Genomic DNA, 22628 nt, shown 5'->3' on the forward strand with positions numbered 1-22628 from the left:
GCCGGTCTGCGGTTATCCCACCCACTCCCGGCGCAGGGTGAACAGATCCTTCAGCTCGTCCGTAGACAGCTCTGTAATCCAGCCCTCGGAGCCGGAGATGACATCATCACTGAGCTGCTGCTTGCTCTCCAGCATCTCGTCAATCTTCTCCTCCAGCGTGCCGAGCGAGATGAACTTGTGCACCTGCACATCCCGGGTCTGGCCCATCCGGTAGGCCCGGTCGGTGGCCTGGTTCTCGACCGCCGGATTCCACCATCGGTCGAAGTGGAACACATGATTGGCGGCGGTCAGGTTGAGGCCAACCCCGCCCGCCTTGAGCGAGAGGATGAAGACATTCGGCTGGCCGGAAGGGCCTCCGGCGCTGTCTGCTGCGGCCCCGCCCGCAGGCGCCGCAGGAGCCTGGAACTGCTCGATCATCCGGTCGCGTGTCTTCTTCGGGGTGCTGCCGTTCAGGTACAGCACCGGCTCCTGCAGCTCCTGCCGGAGGACGGCCTGCAGCATCATGCCCATCCCGACATACTGGGTGAAGATCAGGCAGCGTTCGTTCTCTTCGCGCAGCTCGCGGACCATGGCGAGCAGCCTCTCCAGCTTGGCGGAGCGTTCGATCAGCGGTCCGGTGTCCAGTCCGCTGCCGTCCTCCGGCTGAGGCAGCGCCTCCTTGGTGAGCAGCGCCGGATGGTCGCAGAGCTGCTTCAGGCTGGTCAGGGCGGCCAGAATGGCGCCCTTACGCTCCATGCCCTCCAGCTTCTGCATCCGTTCCAGCAGCGTGTTCACATGCTGGTCGTAGAGGGCGGCCTGCTCTGCCGTCAGATGAATATACGTCTTCATCTCGTTCTTCTCCGGCAGATCGAGCTGAATCGCCGGGTCCTTCTTCTTGCGCCGCAGCATGAACGGCTTGACCAGCCGCTGCAGATCGGCGGTCCGCTCGGCATTCCGCTCCTTCTCCACCGCTCCGGCGAACCGGTCCTGGAACCCCTTGGCGGTGCCCAGATAGCCCGGCGTAATGAAGTCATAGATCGACCACAGCTCGGACAGCCGGTTCTCAATCGGCGTTCCGGTCAGGGCGATCCGGTGCAGGGCCGGGAAGCTGCGCACGGCGGCGGACTGCTTCGTTCCGGCGTTCTTGATGTTCTGCGCTTCATCCAGGCATACGGCGGCCCAGGTGAACTGCTTCAGCAGCTCCTGATCCAGCGCCGCAGTCGCGTAGGAGGTCAGGACCACATCGGCCTGCGAGGCCGCGCCGTAGAAGTAACCGGCCTCCAGCCGTCTGCTTCCGTAATGCAGCATGACGTTCAGGGAAGGAGCGAAGCGCTGCAGCTCCTTCTGCCAGTTGCCGAGCACCGAGGTCGGGCAGATGATCAGCGCCGGCCAGCCGGGCGGATCGGTCTGCCGCCGGGCGGCCGGTTCTCCGGAGGCCGCAGCTTCGGCCTCCAGCTCCTTCACGTGGAGCAGGTAGGCGATGAGCTGCACGGTTTTGCCGAGTCCCATGTCATCGGCGAGGCAAGCGCCCAGGCCGAAGCGGCGCAGGAACGCCAGCCAGGCGAAGCCCTCATGCTGGTAGCTGCGCAGCTCGGCGCGCAGGCCGGCGGGAATCTCTGGCTTCGGCCACTGGCTATGCTGGGCGAGCTGGCTGATCAGCTTCAGGAGATGCCCGTTCAGCTCGACTTCGAGCTTCACCCGGGCCGCCTCCGCTTCGGCCAGCTCCGCCGCTTCTTCCGGCGAGCCGCCGTCCTCTCCGCTGCTCAGCAGGTGCAGCTGGAGCACATCCTGGAAGGACAAGCCGCGCGACTTGTCCATCCCGGTCATGGCCCGCTGGATCTGCGCCAGCAGCGCAGGATCAAGCGCAATCCACTGGCCGCGGAACTGCACCAGCCGTTCCCCGCGCGCCACCAGATCAGCGAACTCCGCCTCGGACAGATCGGCGTCGCCGATGGAGATGCGCCAGTCGAAATCGACCAGCGCATCCAGACCGAACAGCGACTGCCCGCGGCCGCCCTCAGCGCTGCTTGAGCTGATCCGCGCCCGCAGGCGCGGCTTCCTGCGGCTGGCGGCTTCCCACCACGCCGGCAGCAGCACCTGCCAGCCCGCCTCCAGCAGCAGGCGGCTGTCCACGCTCAGGAACCGCCACGCGGCCTCGCCGCTCAGCGGTTCCGCCAGCACATCGGCGCCATGCCCGATGTGCTCCGGCAGGCTGCCGCGCAGCCGCGGCAGCCACCCGCCCGCCCGCTCGCGGACATGCGCGTCCCACGCGGCGGGCCACTGGCCATGCGGCTCGCCGTCCCCGGAGAGCCGCAGCGGCACAAGCGCGGACTCGTCGCGCTTGTCCTGCAGGAGCAGCCGGAGCCGCCAATGCGGCAGGTCGGCGTCCGGCTCCAGCAGCTGCAGCACCGGCCGGAACGGCGCGGTGTCTGCCTTCCAGCCGATGGACATCAGCCAGCTGTCTTCGTCCATCCCGGCCGCTGCGCTCTGGTTCCCGCTGAACAGCAGCGGGAACTCACTGCGCAGGTCACCGGCCTGCGCCTCGGTGCCGTAATGCCGCTGGAAGACCGCCGCCGAGAAGGCGGCCTCCAGCCCTGCGGCGAATGTGCTGCGCTCCTGCAGGCTGTGCAGCGCAGCCGCATCGTCCCAGTCAGCTTCGGCGGCGGCCGCCAGCGCCTTCCCGTCCCAGGCCCAGCGGAGCTGGCCTTCCCGGTAGGCTGCAAGGCTGGGCGCGTACCGCTTCGTCTCCAGCAGGTCCGCCAGCAGCGGGGCCAGCTTGATCATCAGCTTCGCATCGCCCTGCCAGCTCCAGCCGACATGGCGGAGCAGCCGCAGATCGGCGAAGAACGGAATCACCTGCTCGGCGGGGAGCACCACCAGCTCGACATCATCGGCCTTCGAGGTGCCCAGCTCCGTACCGTAGAAGGATTCCTCATGCCAGGCGAACAGCTGATGCTTGAGCAGGACGCCAGGCATGTAATCATCCCGGTCATCCACCCCATAGATCAGCGCGTCCCCATACTGGCTCAGGGCCAGCTGGACTGTAATATTTCGCATCATTGTCGTCATGGAATCAGTTTTCCCTTCCGCAGCTCCTCCTGGAGAGCGCGCAGCCGGCTGTGTCTGTCCGTGAAGTTATCCAGGAACTCGTTCCAGCGCGCTTCGCGTTTTGTTTTTTTGTACAGCTTCGCCAGGCGCTTCAGCAGCTTCACCGCCGCCTTATAGCTGTGCCGGTTCTTCTCCAGCACGAAGCGCTCCACCGCCTGATGATAGAACGGCAGGAGCAGCTCCGGCGCATTCTTCTCCACCGGCTGCAGGTCGCTCACCCGGAAGTGGGCAGGCGTGTGGCCGGCAGATAGCTGCATGTCCATCCATTCTTGCCATTTGCCGTAGGCCAGCAGTTGTTCTTCATAGATCTCGCGCGACAGCGGCAGCATGGCGGACAGGGTATCCCACATCTGCGGCTCCGTCTCAGGCAGATGCCGGACCGCCTCATCCCAGCAGCCCGCATAATCCCGCAGATTATACAGGCGGCTGCTGAGCAGCGGCCCGATTGCGGCCAGCCACTGTGCCAGACGCTCCCACTGGCGGGCCTCCGCCAGCGGGGTCACGAAGCTCATCAGCTCCTCCGGGTGCAGCCCGGGCCGCTCCGCTGCGGTGCGCAGCTCCTCCAGGGCTGCGGCATCCTCGTGCAGGAGCGCAAGCATCCGGCTTCTGGCCAGCTGCAGGGCATGGCGGGGCACCCCGGCGCCCAGCTGTTCCTCCGCCTGCTGCAGCTCCTCCAGCTCACGGGTATACAGCTCGGTTCCGCTTAGATTCGGTGTAATCCAGTGCGTCCACAGCAGCGCATAACAAGCGGAAAAATAAGGCTGCTCCCGCGAGCGGTCACGGGCTTCCGTCAGCATCTCGCTGCGCATATAGGCGATGGTATCATAGATTCTGGGCCATTCCTCAGGAGCCTCCGCGAGCGGCAGGCCCTGCTTCATGAGGGCTGTAATCTGCTTTTGCAGCTCGGAGATGGCAATAGAGGTATAGTAGCCGACAGAATAACCAAGGGAATAGATATTGGAGGCCAGCGGCTGTCCTCCGGGTTTAATCAGGCTGTCCAGCACACATAGGCAGGCGTGGAGCTTGAACAGCTTGGCGGCAGCGGGAGCCAGCTTGGGCTGTGCCCCGGAGATGGCGGCCAGCGCCCGCTCGGCATACTGCGGATTGCGTACCGTATGGGCCAGAGGCCCGATCGCCAGGTACATGAATTCACGCCACTGCTGCACCGTCCCTCCGGGAAGCTGGGCCGCCAGTGTCTTCAGCTGTTCATTGCGCTGACCGGGAGGAACAGTATCCGCATAAGACGGAATCTTAGGCCGGTCTACAAGGGCCTTGGCATTGGCGATGGAATGCACCGGCTTCTCCATCCGCTCGGCATAGCTCATCAGCACCGCCGCTATATGCTTGCACAGCCCGGATACGGGACAATCGCAGTGGCTCTCCTCCAGATCGTCCAGATCGATAGAGACCGCATAATCCTCCCTGCCCTCAACCAGCGACATGATCCGGTGCGGCGTAATCATCCGGAAGGCTTGGACCCGCTGCTGCTTATAATATTGAAATCCCCGTTTCAGGGTCAGATCATCGAAATTGCTGGCGACCTCCGAGATCAGCTTGTCCCATCCGGCATCGTCCAGCTCATATTGTTGCTGCATGGCTATCGTTCTCCTGTAGCAGATTGGGTGAATCCGTCGTTCCATTATATCATTTTTGTATAGCGTATCCCGGAAAAGTCTGAAATCCTGTCAGGTATGATATGGCTGACAGCCAGAGGGGGCCATGCTCGTACATTGTAGTGAAATCCTGCAAAATGTGCAGCAATACTGTTTAATAGAAGTGACCGATGCTGAAATCCTGCATGAAATGCAACAAAGCCAGCTCTAACCTGCTTTAAACACCGGAATTCCTGCAATTTATGCAACAATGTGCCGTAGCCCATAAGATTTTTAAGAAAAATCCTGCAAGAAATGCAACAATGTGTAGTTACGCCTGATTTCAAGACCGACCTCTATAACGAAGGCTTCCCGGCGGGAACGTATAATATGGGAACGATTGTTGATATGAAGGCTGTTGCAGGTACAGACAGCAGCTTAACCGTGCGGATTGTCCAGAGAGTGACTGCAGAGGATGAGTACAAGGTGAAGGTGGAGCGGTGGAATTTTGTTTTTGGGCAGGGGGCCATCCAATCTGTGAAGGTTGTACCGGACACTGCAAAATATCTGGACCGGTACACCCTTTTCCCGGGAGCTGACTTTGGGATATAGGTTCCTTACTCCGGGATTGCCCGGATTAGCTCGGTGTAAGAGAGGCCGGGGAATTTAAATGTTGTTACAGTGCCGTCGCTAAGCCTGTGATATCTGCTTCCGAAGCCTGCCATATGGCGGTGGCATCGGCAACGAAATGGCTAGCGGGCCGGGCTGGAAGCAGGGGCTGCCAGAATAACGTTGGGAAGCAGGAATAAGAAAGTCATGCAGACAGAAAGCATTTTCTTAAGCATATACAGTCATCCCCTTCCAGTAATTTGATATATTGATTATATCGTGAAATTAAAATTAGCATAGGTATGGGGGGAAGCATGAACAAAAAGGACTGGATTGTAGTAGCTTTAGTAGTTTCTCTATTCGGAAATGCTATGTTTTTTATGGAGTCTAAGCGTGTCAGCAGGAATGAAGAGTTGAGACATGAATTACTGAATGCTTATATTCAACGAGATCTGGTGCAACTTGAGGAAACTATACAATATCAGCAAGATCATAATTGGGAAAATGAAACTCTTGTTACACAGAAGCTGGATGATGCGATCGATTCGATTATCCTGCACAGTGGAATGGAAAGCGATAAGGAGAAGGAGAATATCCTAATGAAATTGTACGATTATATAAATGAGTTTAAGGCGGGTGACCCTACTTTTGATGTTAGCCTAGATGATAAGCAACGTGCTGATTACACCCATTTAGCTCAAAAGCTGCGTACTAACGGATGGAATTACGGTGTTGGATATGATACAAACTGGGATGCTTTCGCTTCAAAAGTAAACAAGCTCATAGGAGGGTCATAGAATTCTTCACCCTGGCCCGGAAAAAAGCCCTCCAGATGCCTTTATGGCTGGTAGAGGGCTTATAGGGGTTGTATTTTATTTTTTCGCTACAGGAATCCATACCTCGCAGATACATTCATCGTGCTCATCATTCGTCCAGAAGTATTTCTCGATGCACGGACCTTCTACTTGCTCAAAGCCTGACGACGGGAACCATTCCGCATAGATCCGTCGCCACACATTCTTAATGTCTGATCCCAGCTCCGGGTCATTTGGCACTTTATCCAGGCAATCGAATACAGCATACGTCTGGTCGGGTATAGTCAGCTTCACCAGCTCTTCCGGGATCTCCATTCCTTCCGGCAGTTCCATTCCCATCAGATACCGCTTGGTCCCATCCTCACGGAAGTCGTAATAATAGCCGAACAGCAGCGAGCCCGCAGGTCTGCCTGCCATTTCGTTAATGCGGTCATGCGTCCCATCGTTCCAGATCTTCTCTACAAACGCAGGAATTTCACTATAAGCATCCTGGTGGATAATAACCTCCTGCCCTATGACGCTATAGCCCTTCTCTTCAACCATCCTGTAATTCATTTCGCTTTCCCCTTTGATCTGAATTTGAAAGGAGATGCGGGGGAACGATTTGAGCTTCACATTCGGCTTCTTCGCCATATTCGGAGTCACTCCATGCACACGCTGGAACGCTCTTGCGAAGGACTCCGGCGTCTCGTACCCGTACTTCAGCGCAATGTCGATCACCTTGCCGTCCGTTCCTGCCAGCTCTTCCGCCGCCAGTGTAAGCCTCCGGTTGCGTACATATTCGGTAACAGTGAAGCCCGTCAAGGCATGGAACATCCGCTGAAAATGGTACTTCGAGGTCATCGCCGCTCCGGCAATCTCCTCGACGCCGATGGCGTTATGCAGATTCTGCTCTACGTAATCAATCGCCTGCTGGAGCAGCCGTATCGTCTCCATCTCCTCATCTCCCTTTCAATATTCATTGTAAAGAAGCGGGCAGGGCGGGGCCTGACCGGGAATGCTCTGAGTTGTCCGGACTTTTGATCATATATTCCATTCTATGCGTTTCCTGAAACCCGAGGCTGTTACCCTGAAGGTCTGAACGTACACTAACCCGGATAAAGATAGTTCATTCAAGCAGTCCATTCTAGCATTAATAGGTGCTGTTTTTCCACTTTTTTCCGAACACCGCCCGAATACCGGCTATACCCTTAACCTCACTGTCGTAATCTTGCTCTCCTATTTCAATAGGCTGCATAAGCCGGAACGAATCGTTTATACTGGCGGTAAGAGATGAGGGGGAGGTGATGGAGTGGACCCGCAATTGTTCGAACGCATCTATGAAACGGTGGTGCGGCGCGAGCCGACGTATGACGGGATCTACTATACGGCGGTGCTGACAACGCATATTGTCTGCCGTCCATCCTGCCGGGCCCGGACGCCGAAGGCCTCAAATGTGGTGTTCTACGGCTCCTTGCAGGAGGCTGTAGCGGCGGGCTTCCGGCCCTGCAAAAGATGCCGCCCCGAGGAAGGAGGCACCCTCCGGCCGGACGCGGTGCTGGCGGCGCAGACGGATGCGATTATGGACGGGCAGTTCGGCCGCAAGCTGACTCTGGAGGCGATGGCGGCCGAGCTGAAGGTCAGCCCGTTCCACCTGCAGCGGACGTATAAGCGCGTTACCGGCCAGTCGCCGGCAGCGCGGCTGGATGCGCTGCGCGCGGAGGAGGCCGGCAGGCTGCTGACGGAGACGGAGGCGGGAGTGGCAGAGGTCGGCGGGGCCGTGGGGTTCCGCACTCCCTCCCATTTTGCCGCCTGGTTCTTGAAGAAGACGGGGCTATCCCCTACAGAATACCGTACCAAGCATAAAAAAGGAGGAGATCCGCATGAAGCCAAGCCGGAGTAACAGCCGGAGTACAAATACTGTCACGATTTATCATCATACCCTGAATCCCGGAAACGGGGAGTGGACCCTGTGGGCCAGCGATAAAGGCCTGATCCGAGTATCCTTCCCGCAGGATGAAGGGCAATTACCCGCCTCCTGGTTGAAAATGTATGCGCCTGCCCATGAGCTCATTGAGGATGCCAAGAAATTTGAGCAGCTTGGGGTGATCACGCTGCTGGAGCGGTATTTTGCCGGAGAACCGGTGGACTTCAGCAGTGTGGAGCTGGATCTGTGGGGCACCCCGTTTCAGCAGGAGGTGTGGCGGGGGCTGCTTACAATCCCGCATGGTGAGACGGCCAGCTACAAGCAATTGGCTGAGCGTATCGGCAGACCGTTGGCGGTTCGTGCTGTCGGTGCGGCCAACGGCCAGAACCCGGTGCCGGTCATTGTACCCTGCCACCGGGTGATTGGTGCGAACGGTACCTTAACCGGCTTCCGGGGCGGACTCCAGATGAAGCAGGAATTGCTTGAGCTGGAAGGCATTCTGAATGTGAAGGCGGCGGGGCATGAACGATTTGCTTTTTGAGCTGCCGCTGCCGGAAGATTTCGACCTGGATGCCTGTCTGGAATACATGAACCGCTCGCCGCTGGAGTGTCTGTTCCGCACGGACGAGGCAGGGGTAACACGGTTGTTCCGGCTGGCGGGCGGCCCGGTCCTGATCCGGTTGAGCGTGTCCGAAGAGCACAGGCTGAACGTAACCCGGCTGCATGGTGCGGTTCCATCTGTGCCTGAGCAGGAATGGCTTGCCCGCTACATTGTGGAATGGTTCGATCTGGACCGTGATCTTGCCCCGTTCTACAGGCTGGCGGCAGCGGACCCACTGCTCGGGCCGCTGGCCAGCGAGCACCGGGGGCTGCGGATCATCGGCATCCCGGATCTGTTCGAGGCGTTATGTTGGGCGATTCTGGGCCAGCAGGTGAATCTGGCTTTTGCCTACAGGCTGAAGCAGCGCCTGACCGCAGAATACGGGGAGGCGCTGGAATGGGAGGGGCAGACCTACTACCGTTTTCCCGGACCGGAGGTATTCGCGGGGGTGCAGCTTGAGGAATTATGCGCTCTGCAGCTGACCCGCAGCAAGGCGCAGACGATTCTTACAGTCGCCGGGCTGATCGCAGCCGGAGAACTAAGCCGGGAGGAGCTGCTGGCGCTCCCGTCCCCGGAGGCCGCCGAGCAGCGATTGCTTCAGATCCGCGGGATCGGCCCGTGGACCTCACAGTATGTGCGGATGCGCTGCCTGCGCGATACGTCCTCTTATCCGGTCGGCGATGTCGGCCTGCAGAACGTGATCAAGCATCTGACCGGCATGGACCGCAAGCCGACACCGGCAGAACTGCTTGATCTGGCCCGGCCGTGGCAGGGCTGGGAGGCCTACGCCACGTTCTATCTGTGGCGGGCATTATATTAGAACGAAGCCCTGTTCCGCCGGATTCCGGTGGACAGGGCTTCGTTTGCGTTGCGAATGTATGCGGAAAACCGAATACAATTGGACTGTGCGCTCCACGTAGACCGAATGTATGCGGAAAACCGAATACAATTGTACTATGCGAGCCACGTAGGCCGAATGTATGCGAAAAACCGAATACAATTGGACTATGCGCGCCACGTAGGCCGAATGTATGCGGAAAACCGAACACAATTGGACTGTGCGCGCCACGTAAATCGAATGTAATCGAAAAACCGATTACAATGGACGCCGCGATGGCTGATGAGCCGAATGTAATCGAAAAACCGATCACATTGGCCCGCGCGCAGGCACAGGGCTGTGGAGCATAGTGTTCCCCCTAATGTGTGTTTTCCCCAATTCCCATCGCCCCAATGTTACCTCAACTCCCCAGCCTCACCGCTCCCTCATCGTAAAGATCTGGAAGCATACCCCGAACTTATCAGTAACCATGCTGTAAGCGGGACTGTAATAGGTGGGGGCCAGCTCGATATCGACGGTTCCGCCTGCCTTCAGCGCGGTATACAGTTTCTGCGCTTCATCGGCGGTAGCCACCGAGAGGCATACATTGATGCTGTTGCCGCGGCTGCGCGGCATTTCCGGCTCATAATCTGCTACAAAGAATTTGCTGTCTCCCGCCAGCAGCACGGCATGGGCAATCCTTGCTTTTTCCTGCTCCGTCATCGGCTTCTCCGGGTTCTGCGGGCCTTCGCCCACCGTTTGTTTGAACAGCACCTTAGCGCCCAGCGCCTCCTGATAAAAGGCAATCGCTTCTCCGGCAGACCCGTCCACCAGAATATAAGGGTTCACTTGCAGATTCATGTCACATTCGCTCCTCGGAATATTATTTGCCTTGGCTAACCGGCTATGGTTATAGTGTAAGCTGTAATAGTGACAGGTTCTGTCATAGTTAAAATATTTATAAGGAGCGAACACCATGCCGAAATCCAAAAGGCTGCTGGAGCTGATGATGACGGTCAACCGCAAGCGCAGATTCACCGTCAGGGAGCTGGCCGAAGAGTTCCAGGTCTCTGCCCGGACCATTCTCCGCGACCTGCAGGAATTGGGGGAGCTGGGCGTGCCGCTCTACTCTGAAGTAGGGCCGCACGGGGGCTATCAGGTGCTGAAGGAGCGGATTCTGCCGCCGATTGCGTTTACGGAGGGGGAGGCGGTGGCGATTTTTTTTGCGAGCCATGCGCTGCGCCATTACAAGTATCTGCCGTTCAAGGAGGAGTCCTTGTCAGCTCTGCATAAATTCTATAACTATATGCCCGGCGATGTCCGCGACCGGATCGATGAGATGAAGAACAGGATCGATTTCCTGACTCCGGAGCGGCAGGCGGAATTCCCGTATCTCTCCCTGCTGCTGGAGGCGTCCACCGGGCAGAAGGTGCTGCGGATCGACTATGAGTCGAAGGGACAGCGCCGGGAGCGGTGGATTCAGCCTGTAGGCATCTATGCCAGTAACGGCCTATGGTATTGTCCGGCGTATTGCTTCCTGCGCGAAGGGTTTCGCGTCTTCCGCTGTGACCGGATCTACTCGGCAGGGTACGGGGAGCCGGGGCCGGAGGCGCTGGATCTGCGGCAGGTCCATCTGGGCAACATGGCAGCGTTCAGCCGCCCGGCGCAGGAAGAAGCGGCAAGCCCCGTCCGGCTGGAGGTGGAGCTTGGGCGCGGAGGCGTTCAGGCTTGCGAAGCGGAGGTGTGGTCAAGGCAATTACTGCACATCCGTGAAGACGGCACGGGCTGGCTGGAGGGCGAGGTGCCGGGAAGCGACTTAAGCTTCTTCGCACGGTTTGTGATCGGCCTCTGCAATGAGGCCACGGTACAGGAGCCGCCGGAGCTTAAGGCAGAGGTGAAGCGGATGCTGGCCGGTATGCTGGCAAAATACGATGAGCAGGGCTCACGGTCCTGAAGTGGAAGTGGAGAGACTCCTGTGAGCCTGCCTCAGCCACACCCCGGCCAGCCGGCGGATGCCTTCATCGATCAGTTCTAAGGCGATTCCGGCAAAACCCAGGATGAATACGGGTTCATCCCGGTCCGGCTGATCCCACCACGTATAAGACATCGGAGTGACGCGGATGCCTTCTGCTTCTGCGGCAGCGGCAAGCTCCCTTGCGCTGCCTGCACCCGGCGCGGTCAGGGTCAGCAGCAGATGGAAGCCGGCGTCCGTTCCGCTGAGCACAGCGGCATCGCCGAAATACTGCCTGACCGCACGCAGCAGCGCATCATGCTTGCGCTGGTAGAGCAGGCGCATCCGGCGCAGATGCTGCTCGAAATAGCCCCGCTCCATGAAGTAGTGCAGCGCAATCTGATGCAGCCGTGAAGCTGAATGCTCCAGATACAGCTCGCTTCTCAGGCTGTGGTAACGCGGCAGCAGCTCCTCCGGCAGCACCATATAGTGAATGCACAGCGCGGGTGCCACAGACTGCGCGAAGCTGCACATGTAGATGACCGGGCTGCCCTCAGCAAGCCCCTGAAGCGCCGGAATCGGCCGCCCGTGATAGCGGAATTCCCCGTCATAGTCATCTTCAATGATATAGCCGCCCGTGGACCGGGCCCATTCCAGCAAGGCAAGGCGTTTGGTAATCGGCATCGCCATGCCCCGGGGGAACTGATGGGAAGGAGAGAGATACACCGCATCTGCACCGCTGCTATGCAGCTTCCCCAGATCCAGCCCGTCCTCCTCCAGCGGAATCGGCATGATCCTGTAGCCGCTGCGCCGGAAGGCTGCCGGAATCAGGTGATAGCCGGGGTCCTCAATGCCCAGGCTGCTCACCCGGCCCTCCAGCAGGAGGCACAGCAGTGAGCATAAGGTGTACTGGTCGCCTCCAATCACGATCTGCTCTTCTGTACAGTTCAGCCCGCGGAACCGCCGAAGATGGGCGGCGATGCTGTGGCGGAGTGCAGGCTCGCCCTGCGGGTCGCCGTATTGGAGCAGGTCGGCATTCGCAAGCTGTTCCTGATAGAGACTGCGCCAGATCCGGTGCGGGAACAGCGAGAAGTCATTACGTGAGATGTGGAAATCATAAGCGAACCTCCGCGAATCGCGGGGCGTGATTGGACGGGCGGCCGGGCGCGGCCGCTCCCCGCTGTCCGCCGCACTGCCGCTGCTGTGGACCGGCAGAATATAGTAGCCGCTGCGCGGCCTGCTGGAAATGAAGCCCTCCGCCGCCAGCTGCTGGTAAGCCAGCTCTACCGGAGTGGCGCTGATCCCGCATAACGCCGCCAGGCGGCGGATGGAAGGCAGGCGTGTTCCGCTCTCCAGAGCCCCGCCGAGGATGGCTTTGGTGAAATATTCATAGAGCTGTATATAGTAAGGCACCCCGCTGTGTTCATCCAATTTCGGCACAAGCAGCATAGCATTCCCTCCATCTGTCCTTCTAAATATAACGATTCTGTATATTTCATAGTATACAGTTCTATATTACTATAATGGCAATTACAACATTGGGAGTGGACAGGATGAACAGGCAATCCGCGCTTTTGACAGGCAAAACAATCCTTCTGCGCCCCCTCAACGGGGAAGACGCGGAAACGTATTACCATCTGTTCTACGGGGATGAGGTCCGCAGGCTGACAGGAACCAAGAAGCATATTACCAAAGAGCAAATCGAGCAGTATATCGCCCGTAAATCAGGGGATGATAGCTCCGTGCTGCTGCTGATTGCGCTGAAGGAGACCGGTGAGGTCATCGGCGACATCGCCATTCAGGATATTGATCCGCACAACCGGAACGCCAATCTGCGGATCGCCATCGGGGATGAGCGCCATCAGGGGAAGGGGTACGGGCGTGAGGCGCTGCTGCTGCTGCTGGACTACGGCTTCGGCATTCTAAATCTGCACAGAATTGAACTGGAGGTCTACAGCTATAATGCCCGGGCAACGCATGTCTATGAGTCCATCGGGTTTGTCCGTGAGGGCGTTCGCCGCCAGACGCTGTACTATAATCATGAATACCATGATGTCATTATGATGGCGATGCTGGAGAATGAGTACCGGGCGCGTTATCTGAAAAAAGAGCAGTAAGGTCAAAAAAGGTCAATTTTTTAAAAATGTTAAAATTTATACGAAAAACTTAGCCGAAATGCCGGATTTCCCCGGTTTTTCGGCTTATACGGGTTTTGTCATCCCCCGGGACCCGGACTATAATAAAGCCATAAGGTCAAATAAAGTCAAAGTCAAACCAAGACCGAAAAAAGTCAATGAGAGGAGAATGGATTATGTTTGATTTGGTTCCTTTTGGCAAACGCAGAGATGATGCTTTCGGTATGCTGGCGAAGTCGCTGAACGAAGTGTTCAACGATGATTTCTTCTCGCCGCTGACCAGTCACGCTCTGTCCTTCCGGACCGATATCCGTGAGAGCGAAGGGGCGTATCTGATTGAGGCCGAGCTGCCGGGCTTCAAGAAAGAGGAAATCGACATCGATTACTCCAGCCCTTACTTGACGATCAAGGCGGTACGCAAGGAAGAGAACAGCGAGGAGAACAAGGAGCATCAGACCGTGCGCCGGGAACGGCGGTATGGCGAATATGTGCGCCGTTTCTACGTTCAGGATATTGACGATGAGGGCATCCGCGCTTCCCTGAGAGACGGGGTGCTGAGCCTGGAGGTGCCGAAGCGGCAGAAGTCCCAGGGCAAACGGATTCAGATTCAGGACGGCGGCAATGACTCTAACCCGCAGCTGCAGTAAAAGAGGAAGCAAAGCTTCCAAGCCCGGCTGAAGCAGCCGACTATCGCGGGAACCCGGGCTAAGCGGCGGCGGCCGCAGCCTATCCGGTTCCCCGGGCGGCAGATGGAGTTCACCGGGCTTTTCATATAGCAGTTCATACCAGAGGCGCATTGTAGTGGGGATTCCGGCTATGATGCGTCTTTTCCCGGAGAAGCAGATGAATGATCGTCCGTTCCGGGAATAGGCTGAATAGAGAGCGGTATTCTATAAGGTAAGGCATACAGGAAGTTTCCCATTATACGAGAGGAGGAGGTACCGGTGGCAGCCAACTATTATGATACGCTGGGTGTCGGCAGGCAGGCCTCGAAGCAGGAGATCAAGAAGGCTTACCAGAAGCTGGCCAAAAAATGGCATCCCGACGTCAACAAAGCCCCCGAGGCGGAGGCGAGGTTCAAGGAAGCGGCCGAAGCCTACGAGGTGCTGGGCGATGAAGAGAAGCGCAAAATCTATGATGAGGAGCTTCGCTATGGAGCCGGATTCGGCGGATCGCGGGGGCAACGCGGCTCGGCCTCCTCCGCGTCATGGGAATCCCCGTTCGGCGCAGGCTGGGGCAGCGGAGCCGCATCCGGGGACCACTCCGGGGATGATATGTTCGGCATGTTCTTCGGCAGCCGTGGAGCGGCGGACCGCGCGGGCTTCAGCTTCTTCTCCGGCAGCGGCAGCGGCCGCCCGGGGAGAGGCCCGTGGGCCGATGAGTTCAGCACGATGCAGGCCCAGCTTGAGATTACGCTGGACCAGGCTTATAAGGGCGGAACGATCAGCGTCCAGGCGGCGGGGCGGAACCTCAACGTGCAGATTCCGGCACGCTCGGCCGAAGGAACAGTGCTCCGGGTGCCAGGCGGCGGCAGCGGAGCCGGGCAGGAGGGCGATTTGCTGATCTCGCTGCATCTGCTGCCGCATGACATCTATGAGCCGGACGGCGGAGATCTGCTCGCCACAGTGGAGATTGCCCCCTGGCAAGCGGTGCTGGGCGGGGAGGCCAAGGTGCAGCTGCCGGACGGCAGCAGCGTGAAGCTGAAGATTCCGGCAGGATCTAACAACGGCAGAACACTGCGCCTCTCCGGCAAGGGCCTGAAACGGCTGGACGGGACAAATGGCGATATTCTGTTCCGGCTGGAGATTGCCGTTCCGCCTGCGGTCTCCGAGGAGGAGAAGAAGCTGTACCGCCAGCTCGCCGAGGCCAGCGGCTTCCAGGCAGGAGCCAAGCGCAATAGTTCCGGCGGTACACAGCGGACCAAAGCGGCTACAGGGTAATAAAGGAATATAACGCCGCTGCTTACCGGCGGCATCCTATACTAACGAATGGAATGGAAGAGGCGATGAATCTATGGATTTCAACAAACTGACCCAGAAGCTGCAGGAAGCTGTGGCCGAGGCGCAGTCGCTGGCGGCTGCAGCCGGGCATCAGGAGATTGATAATCTCCATCTGCTGAAGGCGCTGCTCCAGCAGCATGAAGGACTGCTGCCCCGGCTGCTGCAGAAGATGAATATTCCCGCAGCCGGGCTGCTGCAGGGCACGGAGGCGCTGCTCCAGCGGAAGCCGAGCGTGAGCGGAGGCGGGGCGGGCACGATGCGCCGCTACGCCTCGCCTGCGCTGATTGCCATGCTGGAGCAGGCTGAGCAGGAAGCGGCGAAGATGCAGGACGAATTCGTGGCGGTGGAGCATGCCGTCCTGGCGATGGTCTCGGATTCCGGCAGCGGGAACCGCGAGCTGCGCGAATTGTTCACCAGCCGGGGCATCACCCGGGAGAAGCTGCTGGAGGTGCTGGCCGACATCCGCGGGCATCAGCGGGTGACCAGCCGGGAGCCGGAGGCCACCTATGAGGTGCTGGAGAAGTACGGCCGCGATCTGGTGGCCGAGGTGCGGGCCGGCAAGGTCGATCCGGTAATTGGCCGGGATGCCGAGATACGCCGTGTGATCCGCATCCTCTCCCGCAAGACGAAGAATAACCCGGTGCTGATCGGGGAGCCGGGCGTCGGCAAGACGGCGATTGTCGAAGGGCTGGCCCACCGGATTGTCCGCCGCGATGTGCCGGAGGGGCTGAAGGACAAGACGATTTTCTCACTGGATATGAGTGCGCTCATTGCCGGAGCGAAGTACCGCGGGGAGTTCGAGGAACGGCTTCAGGCGGTGCTGAAGGAGATCCGCGAGAGTGACGGGCGGATTATTCTGTTCATCGATGAGCTGCACACGATTGTCGGCGCGGGCAAAACCGAGGGAGCGATGGATGCGGGCAATATGCTGAAGCCGATGCTGGCCCGGGGCGAGCTGCACTGTATCGGGGCGACCACGCTGGATGAATACCGCAAATATATCGAGAAGGACCCGGCGCTCGAACGCCGCTTTCAGCAGGTGCTGGTCAGCGAGCCGGACGTTGAGGATACGATCTCGATCCTGCGCGGGCTGAAGGAACGCTTCGAGGTGCATCACGGGGTCAAAATCCACGACAGCGCCCTGGTCGCCGCCGGAGTGTTATCGAACCGCTACATCACCGACCGCTTCCTGCCGGATAAGGCGATTGACCTGGTGGATGAAGCCTGCGCGATGATCCGCACGGAGATTGATTCCATGCCCGGCGAGATGGACGAGGTGACCCGCCGTCTGATGCAGATGGAGATTGAGGAAGCTGCGCTCAAAAAAGAAACCGACGACGCCAGCGCCCGCCGCCTGGAGAGCCTCCAGCGGGAGCTGGCTGACCTGAAGGAGAAGCATCTGGGCATGACTGTCCGCTGGGAGAAGGAGAAGTCGGCAATTCAGGGCATCCGCGACCTCAAGAAACGGCTGGAGCAGGCCCGCAAGGATCTGGTCGATGCCCAGGAGGTCTACGATCTCAACAAGTCCGCCGAGCTGAGCTACGGGATCATTCCTGATCTGGAGCGCCAGCTGAAGGCGGCGGAGGAAGCGGCGCAGCAGGACCAGGAGACCCGGCTGCTGCGTGAAGCGGTGACTGAGGAGGAGATCGCCGATATTGTTTCGCGCTGGACGGGTGTTCCCGTAAGCAGATTGGTAGAAGGCGAGCGGGATAAGCTGCTGCGGCTGGAGGATACGCTGCATGAACGGGTGGTCGGCCAGGATGAGGCTGTCCGGCTGGTAGCCGATGCCGTCCTCCGGGCCAGAGCCGGGATTAAGGACCCGAACCGCCCCATCGGCTCGTTCCTGTTCCTGGGGCCGACCGGTGTCGGGAAGACCGAGCTGGCCAAGGCGCTGGCGGTTTCGCTGTTCGACCGCGAGGACGGCATGATCCGCATCGATATGTCGGAGTATATGGAGAAGCACAGTGTCTCCCGTCTTGTGGGCGCTCCTCCGGGATATGTCGGCTATGAAGAGGGCGGCCAGCTGACGGAAGCGGTGCGCCGCCAGCCGTATACGGTGGTGCTGCTCGATGAGGTGGAGAAGGCGCACCCGGATGTGTTCAACATTCTGCTGCAATTGCTGGATGACGGGCGGCTGACCGATTCGCAGGGCCGAATGGTGGACTTCAAGAACACCATTGTCATCATGACCTCCAACATCGGGTCGCCGCATCTCATTCAGGGCACGGATGACAACGGCGATCTGACCGAAGCCGTTAAGGACAGGGTGATGAAGGAACTGAGTGGCCACTTCCGTCCGGAGTTCCTCAACCGGGTGGATGATATCGTGATGTTCAAGCCGCTGACCATGAATGAGACCGAGAGAATTGTCGTGAAGCTGGTCGATGGGCTGCGCCTGCGCCTGGCCGAGCGGAATATCGGGCTGGTGCTCAGCGGACGGGCGGTCCGCTTCATTGCCGAGGAAGGCTTCGACTCCGTGTACGGCGCCCGGCCGCTGAAGCGGTTCATCCAGCGCAGCCTGGAGACGCGGGTGGCGCGTGCGCTGATCGCCGGTGAAGCGGAGGAAGACTCCGTGATGACCGTCGATGAAGCAGACGGGGAGCTGACGGTCAGCATCGCCAAGCCGGAGTCTGCCGAGACCGTTACAGCCGAATAATAAGTGCTCCTGTCTCACTGGAGCACCGCCAAGCAAGCGGGCAACGCCAGGGGTACTACGGCGTTGCCCGTTTGTTCATGTGTTATCCTCCACCTGAATGAAGGCCAGAATCTCGGTTACAATATGGGAAATGGCATCCTCCCGCGGAATCAGGATGTGCCTGCTGACCATTTCAATGTCCTCCTGAAACAGCTCGATGATCCGGAGCATGGCCTCCGGCTGCTTCTGTCTGGCTGCTGTCAGAAGCTCTGCGAACTGGCTGTCTGTGATAGCTGCCGGAGCATCTTTTGCTTCCATTTGTTAACCCCCTGTTGACTCATATGCAGCTGAGCGGCAACCTCAGCCTCTGTCATCTCCTGCAGGTAAAGCTTCTGCAGGATGACCTTCCCTTTGGCAGGCAATGTATCTAACAATTGCTCGATCGACAACCGGTTGATCATATCCTCCGCCTCATCCCGTTGGGCGGGACGGATATCCATGAAGGTGCACTCATGCCTGCGGGTCCGCTTGCTCCGGTATTGTAAGCGCCAGCCGATCCGGTAGATTTCCTTGCGGTAGCGCTGGATCATTTGCTGTTCCATGCGAGTATGCCTCCTATTCTATATACAACTTTCTAATTATAGGGAAATATTAGGCGGGTATTTACAACTAAAATACGAACTTATGTTCTGTTATTTTAGCATATTTGACAGCAAACCTACAGTAACAGGCAAAAAAAGAAGCCCGGGTCAGGGGCTTCTTACAATTGTATGGCTCAACTCACGGGCATTTCCGCCGCTGGCTGCCTATTCATTCCACGGCACCAGCCGGGGATTCGGATCAAGGATAGACTGATACTGTTCCATCCAGCCGTATTTTCCATCCGGGTCCAGCCGCATGTACCGCTGATATTTCGTATACCTGGATTCCGGATTGGACCAGCCGAGATGCTTCAGCCGCAGGCCGCTTAACTGATGGGGCAATTCCGCAATATTCATGGGCAGCCGCCCGCAATGCTGGGGTGCTCGATTCCAGACATAGTTGAAATCTTCCTGGTAGCGGAGCAGGAGCGGCCAGTAACTTAGGTGAGCCCGCCAGTAAAAATCGTCACGGTAATGATTCTCATCCCAGAAATCGTAAAGGCGGAAACAGAATAAGTCGCAATCTTCTGTCTGCAGCAGGGAGCCTATCTCTTCTGAGAATTTAGCTTCAAAAATCTCATCGGCATCCAGATTTAGAATCCACTCCGGACGGGTAGCAATGACTGCCTCCCACTGTTGCATACGCAGCTCAATCTCATTGCCGAATTTGGAGACGGGATTGTGAATCAGCTGAAGCGGAATACCCTGAAGAACCTCGCGGCAGATGTCTGCTGTATCATCGGTGCTTCCATCATCAATAATGACGGCTTCATCAATATATTTGCGGTGCTCCTGCAGGGCTTGACGCAGAAACCTCGAGCCTTCATTCTTTACAACCATCGTAAGGGTTAGCTTGGGAACGGCTTTTTCCATCTCTGATTCACCTGCATCAGCCGGTTGCTGACGCTTCTCCTCTCGTATAAGCCGGCATGGGCTCCTTTACCGGACTTGATGGACCGGCTGCTGATCAGAGGGCAGATGCCAACTCCGCTGATTCTGATACAGCTTATATGTAATCAATGTATTAAGAGAGGCATTAGAATATGACCTTGACGACTACTAAAAGAGACGGAAAAAGGCCGCGATCCCGGGAAACGGGAAGTACGGCCATCCCGGAATGAGGCGACCTCATACTCAGCTGAATCTTAGCTCATTGATGCTCTGCTGCCTATTCATTCCACAGCACCAGCCGGGGATGCTGGTCCAGAATGGACTGGTATTGCTCCTTCCAGCCGTAACGGCCGTCCGGGTCCAGGATCATATAGCGCAGATATTTCTCCAGCCGGAATTCCGGCTTGGACCAGCCGAGGTGCTTCAGCCGCAGATTGCTCAACTGATGGGGCAGCTCGAAAATATTCTCCGGCAGCCGACCGCAATGCTGCGGCAGGTCATTCCAGAGGTAAGTGAAGTCTTCGCGGTAACGGAGCAGGAACGGCCGGTAGCTATGGTGGGCCTGCCAGTACATATCCTCGCGGTATTTGTCTTCATCCCAGAAATCATAGAGCCGGAAGCAGAACAGATCGCAGCCTTCCGTTCTTAGCAGGGAATCCACGTCTTCGGCGAAGCGGGCTTCAAAGACCTCATCCCCGTCCAGATTAAGAATCCATTCCGGACGGGTCGCCACCACCGCCTCCCACTGCTGCCTGCGCAGCTCGGATTCATTGCTGAAGCGGGACACCGGATTGTGAATCAGCTGAAGCGGAATGCCCTTCAGCACCTCACGGCATAGTTCAGCCGTGTCATCCGTGCTGCCGTCATCAATAATGACGGCTTCGTCAATATATTTGCGGTGTTCTTCCAGAATCTCACGCAGGAACCTTGAGGCTTCATTCTTGACGATCATCGTGAGCGTCAGCTTGGGCCTGCGCTCCGGCCCTCCTGAGGGAACTGCGGCTTGTGCAGCTTCGCCGCCCGGATCTGCAGGCAGCGGCTGCTTGGTTAAGCGCTGCCGGGCTTCAGCTTCCGTCCACAGCGTATCCCACTGGGCAGCGGCTTCCTGTACTCTTTTATCAGCAGCTTCTGTTGTCTCTGTCCGGTTCTCTATGCCAGCCGCCTCCGGGCTGCTCCCGTCCGCTTTATCCGAGGTCCGCTGAACGAACTCCTCCACCAGCTCCAGGTCGCTGTCCCTGTAGAGATGCAGCGCCGGGAAGTAGGTGTCGACGAAAAGCGGAATGCCGAGCGCTGCGGCCCGGATGCAGAAATGACGGTCCTCTCCCCAGTAGGAGATATTGCGCACCCTGTCATAGCTGATGCCTGAAGCAATCGCCCGGCTGCTGATCAGGGTGCAGGCTCCCAGCCCGCCGACCTCGTAGATTCCCGGCTGATGCATCTTCATCAGGAAGGCGAGGAAGCGGCGCTGAATCTCTTCCGCCGAGGGCTGCTCCCCGGGCAGGATCTCCCATTGATTGTATTCGTCATGCATCCACACCTGCGGCTGGAGCAGTGTATCAGGCTTCCACTGGGTCCAGAAGATTTCCGAGATGATATCCTTGCCTGTGCCGATCAGATGCCGCAGGGTCTCCGGCTGAAGAATAAGATCCGAGTCGATCAGGAACAGATAGTCATAGCCGAAGGCCTCCGCCCGCCGGATCATCAGATTCTTGAACTCGGCCACCTTCCAGACCAGATTGGAATGCCAGATATGGGTGTTCTCATCACGGACATACTCGTCGTCATAACCGGAGGCCTGCAGGAAGACGGATCTGCCGCTCTCTGCGAACTGCCGGAGCAGCAGGCTGGAGGCTTCCTCCTTGTTATCGTCAATCAGATAGAAATCGAGTTCAATATTTTCCAGATTCAGCCGCGTCAGAGCCTTCAGGAATTGCTCCAGGATGGCCGGCTTCTGATGGATTGGGCTGCCCAGCAGCACCCGGGTACGCTTCTCAGTCATAGCAGGCACTCCAGAATAGCTTTAGCATAATTGCACATCCCCTTGAATTTACAAATAATTGGTATCCATTATATGTATTCAATATATTCAGAGAAGTACCGCATTTCCCCTATTTCCGCGAAATAATAAGCTGCCGTTATAGAGAGAGTCTATTGATGTCTGTCAGGGGCTGTTGTACAATACCGCTAATATATGATGAAGACCCGAAGGGCAGACAGGAGTGAGAGAATGGACAAGCAACCGTTAAAAGTACAGCAGCTAATCAATTTGCTCCTGGCGATGAATCCGCGTGCCGAGGTGTTCCTGCATACGGCCGCCGGAGAGCTCCGGCCGCTGCTGGATGAGGATGTGGAGGAGATCTATGCGCCTGCACATCCCGCCAAGACCGCAGTCCATATCACCGTGCCGGCAGATGCCGTAAGCCGTGCAGAGGAGGAGACTCCATGAAGCAGGCTCTGATTAGACTGGAACAGGGACAAGAGGTCCGGCTGGAGCTGTTCGACCAGGAGGCTCCGGGAACGGTAGCCAATTTCGCGAAGCTTGCGAACAGCGGCTTTTATAACGGCCTGGCCTTTCAGCGTGTGGTCCGCGGCTTCGTCGCCCAAGGCGGCTGTCCGGACGGTACCGGCAGAGGCGGCACCACCCCTATTCCCTGCGAGACACAGGGGAATCCTCACAAGCATGTGCGCGGCGCGCTGTCTATGGCGCATTTCGGGCCGGGAACAGGCTCCTGCCAGTTCTTTATCTGTTACGATACCTTCGATTATCTGGACGGCTGGCATACGGTATTCGGCAGGGTTACGGAAGGAATGGAGCATGTCGATGCCTTACGGCGCGGGGACATCATGAAGGAGGTCCGCGTCTGGTAAGGACCATGGTAAATTCATACATTGTAATTCCTAGTATTCCGATATATAATGACTCAACAACAAGCGGGAGCGCTTATAGA

General features: G+C 58.1%; 21 protein-coding genes. 12 read left to right on the forward strand and 9 right to left on the reverse strand.

Translation table 11 applies throughout. The annotated features are described in order from the left end of the window. Positions 1 to 12: 12 nt before the first annotated feature. Complete coding sequence (locus tag MHI24_RS17825; protein WP_340020870.1) at positions 13 to 3048, reverse strand: DEAD/DEAH box helicase; 3036 nt, start codon at positions 3046 to 3048, stop codon at positions 13 to 15. Further along, the gene (locus MHI24_RS17830) at positions 3045 to 4682 is read right to left on the reverse strand and encodes an SWIM zinc finger family protein (RefSeq protein ID WP_340020871.1); all 1638 of its coding nucleotides are present in this window, start codon (positions 4680 to 4682) and stop codon (positions 3045 to 3047) included. Before MHI24_RS17830 ends, MHI24_RS17825 begins: the two co-directional genes overlap by 4 nt. Before the next feature lie 312 nt (positions 4683 to 4994). Between MHI24_RS17830 and MHI24_RS17835 the strand changes: the two genes are divergently transcribed. Beyond that, entirely contained in the window at positions 4995 to 5291 is a 297-nt protein-coding gene (locus tag MHI24_RS17835) for a hypothetical protein (protein WP_340020872.1), read from the forward strand. Between the two features lie 311 nt (positions 5292 to 5602). After that, positions 5603 to 6085 (forward strand): hypothetical protein, encoded by a 483-nt coding sequence (locus tag MHI24_RS17840; protein WP_340020873.1) that lies wholly within the window; start codon positions 5603 to 5605, stop codon positions 6083 to 6085. 75 nt (positions 6086 to 6160) lie between these two features. Here MHI24_RS17840 and MHI24_RS17845 read toward each other — a convergent pair whose 3' ends face one another. After that, positions 6161 to 7039, reverse strand: a complete 879-nt coding sequence (locus tag MHI24_RS17845; RefSeq protein WP_340020874.1) for an AraC family transcriptional regulator — start codon at positions 7037 to 7039, stop codon at positions 6161 to 6163. Between the two features lie 355 nt (positions 7040 to 7394). On the opposite strand from MHI24_RS17845, the gene MHI24_RS17850 reads away from it, so the two are divergent. From MHI24_RS17850 to MHI24_RS17860, 3 genes are read left to right on the forward strand one after another with little or no spacing between them, the layout of a single operon-like run. Then, a complete protein-coding gene (locus MHI24_RS17850; RefSeq protein WP_340020876.1) occupies positions 7395 to 7985 on the forward strand; it encodes an Ada metal-binding domain-containing protein in 591 nt (196 codons plus the stop codon). Continuing rightward, positions 7966 to 8550, forward strand: a complete 585-nt coding sequence (locus MHI24_RS17855; RefSeq protein WP_340020877.1) for a methylated-DNA--[protein]-cysteine S-methyltransferase — start codon at positions 7966 to 7968, stop codon at positions 8548 to 8550. The genes MHI24_RS17850 and MHI24_RS17855 overlap by 20 nt, the downstream gene beginning before the upstream one ends. Next, positions 8531 to 9430: a DNA-3-methyladenine glycosylase 2 gene (locus tag MHI24_RS17860; protein ID WP_340020878.1), complete on the forward strand. Its 900-nt coding sequence runs from the start codon at positions 8531 to 8533 to the stop codon at positions 9428 to 9430. The genes MHI24_RS17855 and MHI24_RS17860 overlap by 20 nt, the downstream gene beginning before the upstream one ends. A gap of 432 nt (positions 9431 to 9862) precedes the next feature. On the opposite strand, the gene MHI24_RS17865 is transcribed toward MHI24_RS17860, so the two are convergent. Beyond that, positions 9863 to 10288 (reverse strand): VOC family protein, encoded by a 426-nt coding sequence (locus tag MHI24_RS17865; RefSeq protein ID WP_340020879.1) that lies wholly within the window; start codon positions 10286 to 10288, stop codon positions 9863 to 9865. A 115-nt stretch (positions 10289 to 10403) separates the two neighbouring features. Between MHI24_RS17865 and MHI24_RS17870 the strand changes: the two genes are divergently transcribed. Next, positions 10404 to 11381, forward strand: a complete 978-nt coding sequence (locus tag MHI24_RS17870) for a YafY family protein (RefSeq protein ID WP_340020880.1) — start codon at positions 10404 to 10406, stop codon at positions 11379 to 11381. On the opposite strand, the gene MHI24_RS17875 is transcribed toward MHI24_RS17870, so the two are convergent. Beyond that, positions 11370 to 12827 (reverse strand): PLP-dependent aminotransferase family protein, encoded by a 1458-nt coding sequence (locus MHI24_RS17875; RefSeq protein ID WP_340020881.1) that lies wholly within the window; start codon positions 12825 to 12827, stop codon positions 11370 to 11372. The genes MHI24_RS17870 and MHI24_RS17875 overlap by 12 nt on opposite strands. Before the next feature lie 104 nt (positions 12828 to 12931). Between MHI24_RS17875 and MHI24_RS17880 the strand changes: the two genes are divergently transcribed. From MHI24_RS17880 to clpB, 4 genes are all read left to right on the forward strand, one after another. Beyond that, complete coding sequence (locus MHI24_RS17880) at positions 12932 to 13495, forward strand: GNAT family protein (protein WP_340020882.1); 564 nt, start codon at positions 12932 to 12934, stop codon at positions 13493 to 13495. Positions 13496 to 13689: 194 nt separating this feature from the next. Further along, complete coding sequence (locus MHI24_RS17885; protein WP_340020883.1) at positions 13690 to 14160, forward strand: Hsp20/alpha crystallin family protein; 471 nt, start codon at positions 13690 to 13692, stop codon at positions 14158 to 14160. Positions 14161 to 14457: 297 nt separating this feature from the next. Further along, positions 14458 to 15453 (forward strand): DnaJ C-terminal domain-containing protein, encoded by a 996-nt coding sequence (locus MHI24_RS17890; RefSeq protein WP_340020884.1) that lies wholly within the window; start codon positions 14458 to 14460, stop codon positions 15451 to 15453. Between the two features lie 73 nt (positions 15454 to 15526). After that, complete coding sequence (clpB, locus tag MHI24_RS17895) at positions 15527 to 18169, forward strand: ATP-dependent chaperone ClpB (RefSeq protein WP_340020885.1); 2643 nt, start codon at positions 15527 to 15529, stop codon at positions 18167 to 18169. Between the two features lie 75 nt (positions 18170 to 18244). On the opposite strand, the gene MHI24_RS17900 is transcribed toward clpB, so the two are convergent. The 4 genes from MHI24_RS17900 to MHI24_RS17915 all read right to left on the reverse strand — a co-directional run bounded on the left by MHI24_RS17900 (position 18245) and on the right by MHI24_RS17915 (position 21679). Next, a complete protein-coding gene (locus tag MHI24_RS17900; RefSeq protein ID WP_340020886.1) occupies positions 18245 to 18466 on the reverse strand; it encodes a hypothetical protein in 222 nt (73 codons plus the stop codon). Further along, complete coding sequence (locus MHI24_RS17905; RefSeq protein WP_340020887.1) at positions 18409 to 18750, reverse strand: sigma factor-like helix-turn-helix DNA-binding protein; 342 nt, start codon at positions 18748 to 18750, stop codon at positions 18409 to 18411. Before MHI24_RS17905 ends, MHI24_RS17900 begins: the two co-directional genes overlap by 58 nt. 204 nt (positions 18751 to 18954) lie before the next feature. Beyond that, complete coding sequence (locus tag MHI24_RS17910) at positions 18955 to 19662, reverse strand: glycosyltransferase (RefSeq protein ID WP_340020888.1); 708 nt, start codon at positions 19660 to 19662, stop codon at positions 18955 to 18957. 295 nt (positions 19663 to 19957) lie between these two features. Next, positions 19958 to 21679, reverse strand: coding sequence for a glycosyltransferase family 2 protein (locus tag MHI24_RS17915; RefSeq protein WP_340020889.1), 1722 nt, complete (start codon positions 21677 to 21679; stop codon positions 19958 to 19960). A gap of 228 nt (positions 21680 to 21907) precedes the next feature. On the opposite strand from MHI24_RS17915, the gene MHI24_RS17920 reads away from it, so the two are divergent. Together MHI24_RS17920 and MHI24_RS17925 are read left to right on the forward strand one after the other, a co-directional pair. After that, on the forward strand, positions 21908 to 22126 hold the full coding sequence (locus tag MHI24_RS17920; RefSeq protein WP_340020890.1) for a hypothetical protein: 219 nt from the start codon (positions 21908 to 21910) through the stop codon (positions 22124 to 22126). Continuing rightward, positions 22123 to 22548 (forward strand): peptidylprolyl isomerase, encoded by a 426-nt coding sequence (locus tag MHI24_RS17925; RefSeq protein ID WP_340020891.1) that lies wholly within the window; start codon positions 22123 to 22125, stop codon positions 22546 to 22548. The genes MHI24_RS17920 and MHI24_RS17925 overlap by 4 nt, the downstream gene beginning before the upstream one ends. The last annotated feature ends 80 nt before the right edge of the window (positions 22549 to 22628 follow it).

The organism is Paenibacillus sp. FSL K6-1096 (assembly GCF_037977055.1).
Taxonomy (GTDB): Bacteria; Bacillota; Bacilli; order Paenibacillales; family Paenibacillaceae; genus Paenibacillus_AQ.

Excerpts from the sequence above, each read along its gene's own strand:
- MHI24_RS17825 (WP_340020870.1), bottom strand. The coding sequence starts at position 3,048 with ATGACGACAATGATGCGAAATATTACAGTCCAGCTGGCCCTGAGCCAG.
- MHI24_RS17830 (WP_340020871.1), bottom strand. The coding sequence starts at position 4,682 with ATGCAGCAACAATATGAGCTGGACGATGCCGGATGGGACAAGCTGATC.
- MHI24_RS17835 (WP_340020872.1), top strand. The coding sequence starts at position 4,995 with ATGCAACAATGTGTAGTTACGCCTGATTTCAAGACCGACCTCTATAAC.
- MHI24_RS17840 (WP_340020873.1), top strand. The coding sequence starts at position 5,603 with ATGAACAAAAAGGACTGGATTGTAGTAGCTTTAGTAGTTTCTCTATTC.
- MHI24_RS17845 (WP_340020874.1), bottom strand. The coding sequence starts at position 7,039 with ATGGAGACGATACGGCTGCTCCAGCAGGCGATTGATTACGTAGAGCAG.
- MHI24_RS17855 (WP_340020877.1), top strand. The coding sequence starts at position 7,966 with ATGAAGCCAAGCCGGAGTAACAGCCGGAGTACAAATACTGTCACGATT.
- MHI24_RS17860 (WP_340020878.1), top strand. The coding sequence starts at position 8,531 with ATGAACGATTTGCTTTTTGAGCTGCCGCTGCCGGAAGATTTCGACCTG.
- MHI24_RS17865 (WP_340020879.1), bottom strand. The coding sequence starts at position 10,288 with ATGAATCTGCAAGTGAACCCTTATATTCTGGTGGACGGGTCTGCCGGA.
- MHI24_RS17870 (WP_340020880.1), top strand. The coding sequence starts at position 10,404 with ATGCCGAAATCCAAAAGGCTGCTGGAGCTGATGATGACGGTCAACCGC.
- MHI24_RS17875 (WP_340020881.1), bottom strand. The coding sequence starts at position 12,827 with ATGCTGCTTGTGCCGAAATTGGATGAACACAGCGGGGTGCCTTACTAT.
- MHI24_RS17880 (WP_340020882.1), top strand. The coding sequence starts at position 12,932 with ATGAACAGGCAATCCGCGCTTTTGACAGGCAAAACAATCCTTCTGCGC.
- MHI24_RS17885 (WP_340020883.1), top strand. The coding sequence starts at position 13,690 with ATGTTTGATTTGGTTCCTTTTGGCAAACGCAGAGATGATGCTTTCGGT.
- clpB (WP_340020885.1), top strand. The coding sequence starts at position 15,527 with ATGGATTTCAACAAACTGACCCAGAAGCTGCAGGAAGCTGTGGCCGAG.
- MHI24_RS17900 (WP_340020886.1), bottom strand. The coding sequence starts at position 18,466 with ATGGAAGCAAAAGATGCTCCGGCAGCTATCACAGACAGCCAGTTCGCA.
- MHI24_RS17905 (WP_340020887.1), bottom strand. The coding sequence starts at position 18,750 with ATGGAACAGCAAATGATCCAGCGCTACCGCAAGGAAATCTACCGGATC.
- MHI24_RS17910 (WP_340020888.1), bottom strand. The coding sequence starts at position 19,662 with ATGGAAAAAGCCGTTCCCAAGCTAACCCTTACGATGGTTGTAAAGAAT.
- MHI24_RS17915 (WP_340020889.1), bottom strand. The coding sequence starts at position 21,679 with ATGACTGAGAAGCGTACCCGGGTGCTGCTGGGCAGCCCAATCCATCAG.
- MHI24_RS17920 (WP_340020890.1), top strand. The coding sequence starts at position 21,908 with ATGGACAAGCAACCGTTAAAAGTACAGCAGCTAATCAATTTGCTCCTG.
- MHI24_RS17925 (WP_340020891.1), top strand. The coding sequence starts at position 22,123 with ATGAAGCAGGCTCTGATTAGACTGGAACAGGGACAAGAGGTCCGGCTG.